The organism is Pseudonocardia tropica (genome assembly GCF_040105315.1).
Taxonomy (GTDB): Bacteria; Actinomycetota; Actinomycetes; order Mycobacteriales; family Pseudonocardiaceae; genus Pseudonocardia; species Pseudonocardia alni.
On sequence record NZ_JBEDNP010000010.1, the window covers coordinates 69,214 to 81,329 of the forward strand.

Sequence of the window (12,116 nt, forward strand, 5' to 3'; positions counted from 1 at the left end):
GCCCGGTCAGGGGCCGGCGAGGGTGCCGCCGTCGATCCGGTAACGGTCGGCGGGCAGGTTGGTGCCGAGCCCGGTGGGCCCGCCGTCGGTGTCGACGACGATCCCGCCCAGCTCGACGCCGTCGATCTCGCCGCCGTCGTCGCGGTAGAGGCCGACCTGGCGCGACGCGTCCGCCCGGGTGCCGCTGACCCGCAGGTCGCGCAGCACCACGTCGCTGACCGACCGGCCGGGGCGGCCGGAGAAGACGAGCACCGCGCCATGGTCGACGCGGTCGTCGAGGTTGGCGTCGGTGACCGTCCCGCCGCTCACCCGCACCCCGTCGACGTCGTGGGTGAAGTAGGGGTCGCCCTCCACGGCGACGTAGATCCCCGCGCCCGCGGTGCCGCGCACGGTCACGTCCTCGAAGCGGACCGAGCGGCCGCCGACGACCGACAGCCCGCGGCCGTGGGTGGTGCCGTCGACGACGGGGGAGCGGACCTCGACATCGGTCACCGGAGTGGCGGCGTCGTCGTAGGAGACGACGGCGACGGCGTCGTCCCCGGTGCCCGACACGCGCGGCGCGAGCACCCGCACCCGCGCCGAGGTCCCGGTGACGTGCACCCCGTCGGCGCGGGTATCGCGCACGACCGGCCGGTCCACGATCACCCCGGTCGAGTTCTCGACCATGATCCCGGCGGCCGCGGACCCGGTCACGGTGATCCCGCGCAGCAGCACCCGGTGCGCGTCGAGCACGTGCAGCCGGTGCTGATCGGCGCCGGTGTGGCGGCGGGTGGTGGCGGCGACGCCCAGGGTGAGCCCCTCGACGGCGACGTCGTCGGCGGCGATCCGCAGCGCCGAGCGCTCCTCGTCCAGCGCGGTCAGGGTCGCCCCCTCCCCGCGGACTGTCACCCCCGCGACGGCAACGACCAGCACGTCGCGGTGGCGGTAGTCGCCGGGCGGCAGCACCAGGACGTCGCCGGGGCGCAGCCCGGCCAGCGCGGCGGTCAGGGCGTCGGTGTCGTCGGTGCGCCCGTCGCCGACGGCGCCGAGGTCGCGCGCGTCGAGCGTGCGCGGGGGGCCTCCCCGGCCGGACGACAGCGGGACGGTGGCGAGCAGCCCCAGCACGAGTGCGCAGGTCAGCAGCATTCGCGTGTCCACCGTGTGCTCCCCTCGAGTGATGATCACCCGAATCTACCGGGGTGCTGCCCTGGGGCGCCGGGTCTCGAGCCAGTCCGGCCCGTCACGGCCCACGGTGCGTCCGAGCAGGCCCTCGAGCCGGCCGAGGCCGCGCTGCCAGGTCAGCGCGATCTCGCTCGCGCCGAGCCGTCGCCCCTGCACCAGCCGCACCCACGGCATGACCAGGAACCCGAGCCGGGTGGCGAGGCCGTAGCGGTGCGTGCGGTAGACGTGCCCGGCGCCGCGGTTGTAGCCGCGGACCTTGCTGCGGTAGCGGGCCGCGTCCAGGGCACGGACCTCGCCGGGGGCGCGGACCTCGATCCCGGGGGCGGCGACGACCCGGTGCCCCCGGGCCAGCGCGCGCAGCAGCAGGTCCGTGATCTCCCCGGACTGCCACGGGGTGGGTCCGCCGGTGCCGATCCGTTCGTCGAAGCCGCGGAGCTCGGCGAACACCGAGGCCCGCACGAAGGTGGCCGGCTCGATCGCCCGCCACACGCTGCGCCGGTCCAGTTCGGTGCCGTCGGCGGGCAGCCGCAGCCGCGGTCCGGCCGGGTCGACGAGGGTGACGGCCAGTGCCGCGAGACCCGGGTCGGCCCGGAACCGTTCCAGGACCGCGGTGAGGGTGTCGTGCGGGTAGCGGCAGTCGTCGTTGGGGAATGCCAGCACATCGACCTCACCGACCTCGCCGAGCGCGGCGACGGCGTCGTTGCGGCCCCGCGACGCACCGCCGGAGCTGGGGACCCAGCCGGCGTCGGCGGCCCGGTCGCCGGCGAGCCCGCGGGCGGTCCCCCCGGCGCTCTGGTCGGCGACGACGACCGCCGTGGGTGCGGTGCCGCCCGTCGCGAGTGAGGTGAGCAGCCCGGCGATCGCGGGCCGTCCGACCGTGCTGACCGCGACGCCCAGCCGCGGCGTGTCCACGGTCAGTGCTGCCCACCGCGCAGCACCTCGCGCGCGGTACGCACCAGGATCTGCACGTCGAGCCAGAGCGACCAGTTGGCGATGTAGTAGTTGTCGTGGCGCACCCGGTCGGCGATCGAGGTGTCGCCGCGCAGCCCGGAGATCTGGGCGAGCCCGGTCAGGCCGACGGGGACGCGGTGGCGGGCGGTGTAGCGCTCGTGCTCGGCGGAGAACCGCTCGACGAACGACGGGCGCTCCGGGCGCGGCCCGACCAGGCTCATGTCGCCGCGCAGGATGTTCCACAGCTGGGGCAGCTCGTCGAGCGAGGTGCGGCGGATGAGCCGGCCGACCGGGCCGACCCGCGGGTCCCCGGCGATCGACCAGCGGGTCCGCTGCTCGGCCTCGTCGTCGGGGCGCATGCTGCGGAACTTCAGGACGGTGAACGGCCGGTTGTCCAGCCCGACCCGCTCCTGGCGGAAGATCAGCGGGCGACCGCTCTCGATCAGCACCGCCGCGGCGACGACGGCCAACAGCGGGGCGGTCACGGTGAGCGCGACCGCGGAGATCACGATGTCGCTGAACCGCTTGACCCGCCAGCTCGGCCGTCGCATCGGGTCCTGCGGCACGCGCAGCAGCGGGATGCTGCGGATGCGCTCGACCCCGTCGCGGTCGTGCACCAGCTCGGGCAGCCACGGCAGCAGGTACACCGCCAGCCCGTCGCGCCGGGCCCCGATCGCGGCGTCGAGCACGCCGCCGTCGTCGGCGCCGTGGCAGGCCAGGACGACCGCGCGGGCACCGTGCGCCCGGGCGGCGGTGCGGATGCGCGCCGACAGCGTGGCCCGCTCGGGGACCCGGACCAGGTCGAGGTCCTCGTAGGTGATGTGCCCGATGGGGCGCATGCCGTACTCGGGGTGGGCGCGCATGGTCTCGTCGAGCTCCACGGCACGCACCCCGGTCCCGACGATCAGGGTCGGCTCGCCGACCCCCCAGCGCACGCGCAGAGTGCGGATCACGAGCAGGATCACCGCCCGGGCGGCGACCGATCCGACGGCGGCCGCGAGGACGACCGCGACGGCGTCGGGGGTGTCCTCCGAGGTGCCCAGGGTCGCGTTCGTGAGCATCGCGACGGCCGGGAACAGGCCGAGGGCGACGGCGACGGCGACCAGCTCGCGGGGCAGGTCGTCGAACCAGGACAGCCGCAGCCGTGGTCGGTGCAGCCCGGCGGCCGCCCGGACGACGACGACCAGGGCGGCGGTCGCGACGGTGGCCGGGGTGACCTCGGCCACCAGGGCCGACACCAGGACCAGCACCGCGAGGTCGACGCCGACCAGCGCGCACCGCACCAGGCTCACGCGCTCGCCGAGTCGGCGCAGCGGGGCGGGCAGCGGGCGGCGGCGGGTGGTGACCGGGGCCGGGGCCGGGGGGCCGGGCGTCGCGCCCGGGCGAGCGGTGTTCCCGGAGGCGTCGGTGGCCGGGGCGTCGGTGGCCCTGTTGTCGGTGGCGCCGGTGGTCGCTGGTCCCGGTGCAGGGTGGGTGCCCGGGCGACGGTGGCTGGGCAGCGGGCGCAGGTACCGTCGCGGCCGGGTGCGGCCCCGGCCGGGGGCCCCGGTCAGGTGCACAGCGGATCCGGTGCCGGGCTCGGCGGAGGTACGGGTGTCCGCGTCGGTGCTCATCGGCCTACACCGTCGCTGTCACCCGACGTGACATTGCGGATGGCCGCCGGTGTCCAGCCGGATCCTCGTACTCCTGCACGTGGAGTGATCGCAGTCGTCGCATGTGCGGTCACTTCGAGTCACAGCCCTTCGTAACGTCATACCCGGGGTGGCGTTCAGTGACCCTTTATGGGTGCATCGATCGCTTACCCGCTGATCGACATCTCATTCGGTAACCATGGGGTCGTCGTTACGGGCGAATGCTTGGAAGTGACGCACGCTGCGGGAAATGTTCTGGCTACAACCACGTGAGCGCAGGGTGATCGATCCGTGGATCTGCGAAGATCGCTTGTGCGGCAGGGAAAGTCACCTACGACGACATCGCGGAGAGGTGGCCGTGGCGGACGTGCCCGACCGGGCCGCGCCGGAAACGACGAACGCCCCGTCCGCTCGATGAGCGGACGGGGCGTTCGTCGTCGTCCCCGGAGCGGACCGTCCGGGGAGGGTGGAACGGTCGGGTCAGCGGGGGCGCAGCAGCTTCGAGGTGAGGCGCGCGGCGCGCCCGGCCGAGCGGCCGGCGGCGGAGCCGGTGCGGGCGTGGAAGGCGCGGCAGGTGGTGCCGCAGACGCCGCAGTCGGTGCCGGCGCGGTAGTGCTCGTGGGCGTCGCGCTCGTGGCCGCAGCGGCACAGGTCGACGGCGACGGGCGCGGCGGCGACGGGCGGCAGCGCGCCGTTCTCGGCGGCCGCACGCGGCGCAGGGATCGAGGCGGCGGTGGCGGGGGTGCCGGCGGGGGTGTCCGGGGTGATGCTCATGTCGGGAGGCTCCTTCGGTCCGCGACGGCCGTGCGGCCGTTCTGCCCCGTCACTCGCCTGCTCCGTGCGGCCCATTAGCGACGGGGCCATGGGTTCCACACAACTGATGACACCGGCGCCACCTGCGTACACCCTGTGTCGCGGATGGGCCTCTGACGTGCGACGACGCGTCACCCGGTGCGCCGCTGTGCGAAGGTCACCCCGGCGCGCGCTAACACGCCGCGGCGTGCTGCGACAGACATCGAGATCCGCTTCCCCGGCGAGAGGTCCCGTCATGCGCAACGCCGTCCCACCGACCCGGCGCGACGACGTCGTCCCCGGCATGGGCGCCGGACGTCCGCGCCGTCGCGGCCGCCGGGTGCTCGCCGTGCTGCTCGCCGTCGTGCTGGTGCTGCTGCTCGTGGTGGCCGGAGTGGTCGCGTACCTGACGTCGAGCATCGGCAACGAGATCAACCGGATCCCGGACGCGTTCCGCGGGATCGACGCCGGCAGCCGCCCCGCGACGTTCGGCGGGACGACGTTCCTGCTCGTCGGCACGGACTCCCGCTCCGACGTCCCGATCACCGGCACCGAGGCCGCCGCGGGCGCCGACGGCGGCTCCGAGCGTTCCGACGTCATCATGCTCGGCACGGTGGCCCCGGACGGCGAGCACGCGAGCGTCGTGTCGATCCCGCGCGACTCCTGGGTCGACATCCCGGGCCGCGGCATGAACAAGATCAACGCCGCGTACGCGTTCGGCGGCGCTCCGCTGCTGATCGAGACGGTCGAGCAGCTGACCGGGGTGCGGGTCGACCACTTCGGCGTCGTCGACTTCGCCGGGTTCACCTCGCTCGTCGACTCCGTCGGCGGGATCGACGTGCAGGTCGCCCGCGCCACCGGCAACGCCGGCGTCGACTTCGCGGCGGGGGAGAACCACCTCGACGGCGCCCAGGCCCTGGCCTACGTCCGCCAGCGCTACGACCTGCCGAACGGCGACATCGACCGCGCCGCCCGCCAGCAGAACGCGATCAAGGCACTGCTGGAGAAGGTGCAGGAGAAGGCGACCACCGACCCGACCGCGCTGTACTCGTTCGCGACGAGCGTCGGCGACGCGGTGAGCGTCGACGACTCGCTCTCCAACACCGGGCTGGTGCAGCTGGCCCTGGCGAATCGGAATCTGCGCGGCTCCGGCGTGGCCTTCGTGACGGCGCCGGTCGCCGGTCTGGGCCGGGAGGGCGCGCAGTCGGTGGTCTACCTCGACGACACCCGCGGGCAGGAGCTGTGGGGCGCGATCCGCAACGGGACCGTCGCGCAGTACGCGGACCGGAACCCGACCGAGACGCTGAGCGGGACGCCGTCCTGACCGGCCCCGCCGGGTCGTGATCGACCGCCCGGTGGGGTCGATGTCGCTACCCTGTGTGCAGGAGAGGCGGGCGCCTCGTCGTTGCGGGAGGCGTGTTGCCGGAACGGCGGGAGTGGGTCGCAGCCCTGGTCGGCGCCGTGACGGGCACGGTGAGCGCTGTCGCCGTGAACGTCGCGACCGACGAGCCCGGCAACGCCGGCGCATGGATCGTGGTCGTCCTGTGCACGGTCGTGAGCTTCGTGTTGGCGCTCTGCGTCCCGACACGTTCGGCGGATGCCTCGCCACCGTCGTCCGGGGCACCCGTCAACAGCGTCTCCGGGTCGACGGTGGGCGTACTGGTCCAGGTCGGTTTCGTCCGCATCGGCGCGCCGCGGTGGTCGACGATCCTGCTCCTGGTGACGGCGGTGCTCCTGGCGTGCGGTGCACTCGCCGTCGTCACAGGGGCGACGGCGAGTGCACCACCCGGTCCTACCGGTCCTCCCGCTCCGACACCGCAGGCGTCCGACCCCTCGGCCGATCAGCGCGTGCTCGAGAACTGGCCGACGTTCCAGGCCAACCGGGCCGTCGATCTGCCCTACGGGGACACGGCGGGCACGACCTTCGTGTCCACCACCCGCTACCTCCGGTCGGCCGAGGTCGCAGCGGCGCCGGCCGGTGCGCGTGTCCTCATCCGGATCACCGGTCCGGACGGCCGTGAGCTCGTGACCGGCGAGACCTCCGTGAGCGCGGACGCCCGGGCGAAGGTCTACTTCGACGTGCCCCGAGACCTCGGGCCCTACCGGGGCGACAAGCTGCAGATGCGTGTGACGAGCCTGTCGGCCGGCGTGCGGATCTTCGTGTCCCGGGAGAACATCGACGACCGGGTCACGGCTCTGCTGCCCTGCGGGGAGGAGCTGTGTTCCGTCCCCGACCGCGACCTCAGCGCCCTGGTGATCGGCAGGGACGCATCCTGGTGACGCCGGATCAGGCCCAGCTCTTCCAGGGCGCCTCGTTCCGCGACCAGAGCTTGTTCAGGTACTCGTAGTCCTTGAACGTGTCCATCGCCTGCCAGAAGTCCTCGTGCCGGTGCACGCCCAGCTGCCCGTCGCGGGCGAGCTTCTGCAGCGGCTCGTGCTCGAGCCAGACATCGTCGTCGCCGGGGCGGCCGAGGTAGGTGTCGAGGAACTCGCGGCGGAAGGCGAAGAACCCGCCGGAGACGAACCCGGTGACCTGGGTGGGCTTCTCGTTGAACTCGACGACCTGGTCGTCGTCGACGTGCATCTCGCCGAACTTCGAGGTCGGGTGCACGCCGGTGACGGTGCCGATCCGGCCCGACGCCTCGTGCTCCGCGGCGAGCGCAGTGATGTCGACGTTGGAGACGCCGTCGCCGTAGGTCAGGAAGAAGTGCTCGGTGTCGACGTAGGGCGCGATCTGGCGGATCCGCGAGCCGGTCGCGGCCTCCAGGCCGGTCTCGGCGAAGGTGATCTCCCAGTCCTCGTCGACGCCGTTGTGGAAGTCGATGCGGTGCCGGTCGGACATGGACAGGGTGAAGTCCGCTGAGCGGGCGCGGTAGTCGAGGAAGTACTCCTTGATCGCCCAGCTCTTGTACCCCAGGCACAGGACGAAGCGCCGGAAGCCGTGCTCCCGGTAGGTCTTCATGATGTGCCAGACGATCGGCCGTCCGCCGATCTCGACCATCGCCTTCGGCAGGCTCTCCGACGCCTCGCGGATGCGGGTGCCCTTGCCTCCACAGAGGATGACGACGGGGGTCTGGGGGTCCATGCGGTGTATCCGTTCCTTCGTGGGGAGCGTGGTGGAGGCGACGGCGCCGTAGTGGTGGAACCGAACAGCTCTACCGCACTGTTATCGCCACCGGGCTGTTCGTCCCCTCACATCCGGGCGTAACGGACACCGAGTGTCACGGGGCGCGACGGAGAGTCGACGGTAGCGCAGGTCGCACGGGGCGGACCGGGGTCGGGACGGACTCGGGCCATCGTTTCCGTTCCGGAAGGGACGGACGCGGTGTGCGGTCAGCAGCGGGCGTCGACGAGGTCGAACACCCGAATGCGCCCGGCGGGGCGGGCGGCACACGTCAGGGGCCGGTCGACGGGGACGAACCGCTCCCGCACCTCCACGACGCAGTCCGGGGAGGCGAACGTGATCCGCCAGCCGGTCCGCCCGGGCGGGGCGTCGTCGGGGACGACGTCGGTGACGCGCAGGTCGTCGAGCCGTGTCGCGCCGGTGGCGGCGCGGGCGTGGTGCTGGGCGGCCTGCACCGCGGGTGGCAGCGCCGAGCGGCCCCGCAGTCTGCCGGGCACGACGAGTCCGCAGCGGTGGTCGCGCACGACGGCGGGGCCCTCGAGCGGGGTGAGTCCGCCGTAGGTGAGGCCGTGCGGGAGCAGCACCATCGCGGGGGCGAAGCGGCAACCACCGATGTGGCTGCACTCCCAGGTGCCCTCGGGGTCGTCGGCGACGAGTGCGGCGGCGAGCGGGCGGCCGCGGACGGCGCAGCAGGCGTCGTGGCGGCCGTGCGCGCAGACCAGCACCAGCGGGTCGGGGTGCGGGTCGCCGTCGGCGTGGACGGCGGCGGCCAGCTCGGCGGGGGAGGTCCAGGTGCCGGTCCGGACGTCCTCGTGCCCGAGCCGGGAGTCGACGCGGAACCAGCGCCGCCCCGGCTCGACGGCGTCGCGGTCCCGGCGCCCGGGCCGGCGCACGAGCACGACCCGTGCGCCCACCTCCCCGGCCCAGGCCCCGAGCGCCGCCGCGGCGGCGGGGTCGAGCCCGGCCAGGGCCTGACGCGGCCACGGCCCGGGGTGCTCGACGAGGAACCAGTGCCGCGCGGGCGGCGCGGTGCCCTCCGCCGGGTCACCGGCCGTCTCGGCGAGCTCGGCGCAGCGCCGGTACTCCCGGGCCGCGGTCACGCCGAGGCCGGGACGAGCACGCCCTCGCGCAGCAACCGCCGGACGAGGACGATCTGGTCGTCGGCGTCCAGCCCGGGCAGGTCCCCGACGGTGTGCGTGCCGCCGCCGAGCAGGGCCGCCAGAGCTGGTGCGACGACGGCGGGCAGGGTCAGCGTCTTCTCCGCCAGTTCCAGCACGACCCGATCATCACCCGGGACGAGGCGGTGGTGCACCCCGAGACGCCGGCGCACGGTGTCCCCGGGCGCGAGATCGCGGGCGAACGCGGCGGCGGCGACCGGCCGGACCGGCTCCGGGCGCCCGCCGGACCACACCCGGCCCCGGACCCGGCGCGACACGTCCGCGGCGGGGACGCCGGCGACCGCGTCGGTCAGGGCGGCGCGCACGGCCTCGAGGTGCGGGGCGAGCTGCCCCGGGTCGGCCAGGTCGACGCCCAGCGGGAGGCTCGCGCGCAGCCGCTCGTCCGAGGCGACCAGCGCCAGCAGCGACTCCACCAGCGCGTACCGGGTCACCACGTGCACCCCGATCGTCAGGTGCGCCGAGACGTCCCCGAGCGCGGTCGCGGAGTGCAGCCAGCCGCGGGGGAGGTAGAGCACGTCGCCGGGTTCGAGGACCCGGTCGATCACGGGCTCGTCGTCGCGGGCGCGGGCGGCGACGGCGTCGCCGTGGTCGCTCCAGGGCTGGCTGCGCAGCGGATCGGTGTGGACCGGTGCGTGGACGCGCCAGTGCTTCTGCCCGGCCAGCTGCAGCACGAACACGTCGTGCACGTCGTAGTGGGCGGAAAAGCCCTGCGACTGGGGCGGGGTGATGTAGGCGTTCGCCTGCACCGGGTGGCCGAGGTCCTCGGCGAGCGCGGTGCAGAAGTCGATGACGCCGGGCCAGACGCGGTGCAGCGCCTGCAGGACGACGGTGCTGCCGTCGCCGAACAGCGCCGCGACCCGGTCGTCGCGGACCTGGTCGCCGATCTCGGCGCCCACCCCGCCCGGGCCGGTGAAGTCACCCGAGCCGACGACGGACCCGTTGCGGGCCAGCCGCAGGAACGGGGTGCGCAGCCCGCGACGGGACAGCAGCTCGTCGACGCCGTCGAGGTCGAGCAGGTCGCGGAACGCGCCGGTGTCCGCGCCGGTGCGCAGCAGCGCGGTGGTGCCCCAGTGCCGGGCGCCGAACGTGTCGGTGTCCGAGCCGACCAGCCGCGCGAGGGCGCCGTTCCCGGACGCCGCACGCGCGCCGGCCGGCGCCGGGGTGCCCGCGGGGGGCGATCCGGCACCGGCCGTCGGCTCGCTCAGCTCAGTTCGCACCGCTGTCGGCGCCACCGTCGGCGCCGCCGTCGTGCTGGCCCGGGGTGCCCTCGCCGGCACCGGAGTCCGCGGGGCCCTCGGCGCCGGAGTCCGCGCCGCCGTCGGCGCCGCCGTCGTGCTGGCCGGGGGTGCCCTGGCCGGCGCCGGAGTCGGCCGGGCCCTCGGCGCCGGAGTCCGCGCCGCCGTCGTGCTGGCCGGGGGTGCCCTGGCCGGCGCCGGAGTCCGCGGGGCCCTCGGGGCCGGAGCCGCTCGAGGTGGTGATGTCGTCGTCGTTCAGAGCCATGGTGGTCTCCTGGGTCGGTCGGGACGGTCGAGGGGCGGCTACCCCACCGGGAGCCCGGCCATGCACGTGCTCGCCCCGGAGAACGACGACGGCGGGGGCGGTCACCGGGTGGTGTCCGCCCCCGCCGTCGCGGAGGACCTGGGGTCGGGTGGTCAGTAGGCGCCCCCGCCGCGGGTGACCGCACCGGCGGTGCGGGCGAGGATCGACAGGTCGAGCATCGGGGACCAGCGCTGCACGTAGTCGGCGTCGAGGCGGATGGACTCGTCCCAGCTCAGGTCGCTGCGGCCGGACACCTGCCACAGGCCGGTCAGGCCGGGCTTGACGGCGAGGCGGCGTGCGGCCAGCGGGCAGTAGGCGTCGACCTCGCGGCGCAGGGCGGGGCGGGGGCCGACGAGGTGCATGGTCCCGGCGACGACGTTGAACAGCTGGGGCAGCTCGTCGAGGGAGTAGCGGCGGAGGACGCAGCCGACGCGGGTGACGCGGGGGTCGGAGCACATCTTGAACAGCGGGCCGGCGCCCTCGTTGCGGGCGGCGAGCGCGGCGAGGCGGGCCTCGGCGTCGACGACCATGGAGCGGAACTTCAGCATCCCGAAGTCGGTGCCGTCCTTGCCGACGCGGGACTGGCGGAAGAACACCGGGCCGCCGTCGAGCTTCACGGCGATCGCGACGGCGAGCATGACCGGGGCGAGCAGCAGGATCAGCAGCAGGGCGACGACGGCGTTGAGGACCGTGTAGGCGCGGCCGGCGGTGCGGCGCGGTGCGGCGGCCGGAACCGCGGTGACGACGGCGAGCTCGACGGTCCGGGTGGCCTCGTCGACGGCGGCGGCCGCGGCCTCGGTGGCCCGGGTGGCCTCGCCGACCGGGTCGGCCGTGGTGCGGGCCTGCCGGGTGGTGGTGCGGTGCGCCGGTGCGGTCATCGCGTCGATCCCCCTGTGCGATCCGGGCCCTTCGGCCCTGTTTCTCGATCAGGCTGTCGAGATCGAAGACCCCCTCATTAACGATCTCGGGGGCAGATCGACAATCTTGACTACGCGTCGTGACAGCCGGTCAGCGGTGGGGGTCGGCGAGGTCGAACACACGGATCCGCCCGGCCGGCCGCGCGGCGCAGGTCGGTGGCTGGTCCAGCGACACGGACCGCTCCGGCATCTGCACCACGCAGTCCGGCCTGGTGAACGTGGCACGCCAGCCGGTGCTCCCGGCGGGCGCACCGTCGGAGGTCACGTCGGTGCCGCGCCGGTCGTCCAGCCCGGTCGCGCCGGTGGTGATCCGCGCGTGGTGCTGGGCCGCCTGCACGGTCGGGGCCGGCGAGGACCGCCCCCGCAGCCGCGCGGGCACCAGGAGCCGCGCCCGAGGTCGCGCACGATCGACGGCGCCTCGAGCGGGCTGACGCCGCCGTAGGTCAGGCCGTGGGGGAGCAGCGCCAGAGCGGGGGCGAAGCGGCAGCCGCCGACGCGGCTGCATTCCCAGGTGCCGTCGGGGTCGTCGGCGACGAGCGCGACGGCCAGCGGGCAACCGCGAACGGCGCAGCAGGCGTGGTGGCACCCGCGCGCAGACCAGCGTCAGCGTATGCGGGTGGGGTTCGCCGTCGGCGTGGACGGCGGCCACGAGGTCGTCGGGCGTGGGGAACCCCGCCGGTCCGGATCGCCTCGCCCCTGACACGGGGGCGTCACCGGCGCTTGTCGGTCAACCAGAAGGCAGTCAACGCCGTGCACACCCGTCGTCGTGGGCCCGGCGAGCGGGTGAGTACGGAGTTGAAGAGCTGGAAGGTCTTACGCGAGA

The 12,116-nt window shown here is 74.6% G+C and carries 12 protein-coding genes; 2 read left to right on the forward strand and 10 right to left on the reverse strand.

The window, feature by feature from the left end; translation table 11 throughout:
• Nucleotides 1-6: 6 nt before the first annotated feature.
• From WHI96_RS17600 to WHI96_RS17615, 4 genes are all read right to left on the reverse strand, one after another.
• Entirely contained in the window at nucleotides 7-1,137 is a 1,131-nt protein-coding gene (locus tag WHI96_RS17600; RefSeq protein ID WP_345644409.1) for a glycosyl hydrolase family 28-related protein, read from the reverse strand.
• Nucleotides 1,138-1,170: 33 nt separating this feature from the next.
• Nucleotides 1,171-2,073 (reverse strand): glycosyltransferase family 2 protein, encoded by a 903-nt coding sequence (locus WHI96_RS17605; protein ID WP_345644406.1) that lies wholly within the window; start codon nucleotides 2,071-2,073, stop codon nucleotides 1,171-1,173.
• Between the two features lie 2 nt (nucleotides 2,074-2,075).
• Complete coding sequence (locus WHI96_RS17610; protein WP_345644403.1) at nucleotides 2,076-3,725, reverse strand: sugar transferase; 1,650 nt, start codon at nucleotides 3,723-3,725, stop codon at nucleotides 2,076-2,078.
• 498 nt (nucleotides 3,726-4,223) lie between these two features.
• Complete coding sequence (locus WHI96_RS17615) at nucleotides 4,224-4,517, reverse strand: hypothetical protein (RefSeq protein ID WP_345644400.1); 294 nt, start codon at nucleotides 4,515-4,517, stop codon at nucleotides 4,224-4,226.
• A 274-nt stretch (nucleotides 4,518-4,791) separates the two neighbouring features.
• On the opposite strand from WHI96_RS17615, the gene WHI96_RS17620 reads away from it, so the two are divergent.
• On the forward strand, nucleotides 4,792-5,859 hold the full coding sequence (locus WHI96_RS17620; protein WP_345644397.1) for an LCP family protein: 1,068 nt from the start codon (nucleotides 4,792-4,794) through the stop codon (nucleotides 5,857-5,859).
• 149 nt (nucleotides 5,860-6,008) lie between these two features.
• The gene (locus tag WHI96_RS17625; protein WP_345644394.1) at nucleotides 6,009-6,815 is read left to right on the forward strand and encodes a hypothetical protein; all 807 of its coding nucleotides are present in this window, start codon (nucleotides 6,009-6,011) and stop codon (nucleotides 6,813-6,815) included.
• Between the two features lie 7 nt (nucleotides 6,816-6,822).
• On the opposite strand, the gene WHI96_RS17630 is transcribed toward WHI96_RS17625, so the two are convergent.
• The 6 genes from WHI96_RS17630 to WHI96_RS17655 all read right to left on the reverse strand — a co-directional run bounded on the left by WHI96_RS17630 (nucleotide 6,823) and on the right by WHI96_RS17655 (nucleotide 11,672).
• The gene (locus WHI96_RS17630; protein ID WP_345644391.1) at nucleotides 6,823-7,620 is read right to left on the reverse strand and encodes a glucose-1-phosphate cytidylyltransferase; all 798 of its coding nucleotides are present in this window, start codon (nucleotides 7,618-7,620) and stop codon (nucleotides 6,823-6,825) included.
• A 248-nt stretch (nucleotides 7,621-7,868) separates the two neighbouring features.
• Nucleotides 7,869-8,759, reverse strand: a complete 891-nt coding sequence (locus WHI96_RS17635; protein WP_345644388.1) for a ferredoxin family protein — start codon at nucleotides 8,757-8,759, stop codon at nucleotides 7,869-7,871.
• The gene (locus tag WHI96_RS17640) at nucleotides 8,756-10,054 is read right to left on the reverse strand and encodes a cupin domain-containing protein (RefSeq protein ID WP_345644385.1); all 1,299 of its coding nucleotides are present in this window, start codon (nucleotides 10,052-10,054) and stop codon (nucleotides 8,756-8,758) included. Before WHI96_RS17640 ends, WHI96_RS17635 begins: the two co-directional genes overlap by 4 nt.
• Nucleotides 10,044-10,337, reverse strand: a complete 294-nt coding sequence (locus WHI96_RS17645; RefSeq protein WP_345644382.1) for a hypothetical protein — start codon at nucleotides 10,335-10,337, stop codon at nucleotides 10,044-10,046. Before WHI96_RS17645 ends, WHI96_RS17640 begins: the two co-directional genes overlap by 11 nt.
• Nucleotides 10,338-10,489: 152 nt before the next feature.
• Entirely contained in the window at nucleotides 10,490-11,254 is a 765-nt protein-coding gene (locus WHI96_RS17650) for a sugar transferase (RefSeq protein ID WP_425571580.1), read from the reverse strand.
• Nucleotides 11,255-11,384: 130 nt separating this feature from the next.
• A complete protein-coding gene (locus WHI96_RS17655) occupies nucleotides 11,385-11,672 on the reverse strand; it encodes a hypothetical protein (protein ID WP_345644379.1) in 288 nt (95 codons plus the stop codon).
• Between the last annotated feature and the right edge of the window lie 444 nt (nucleotides 11,673-12,116).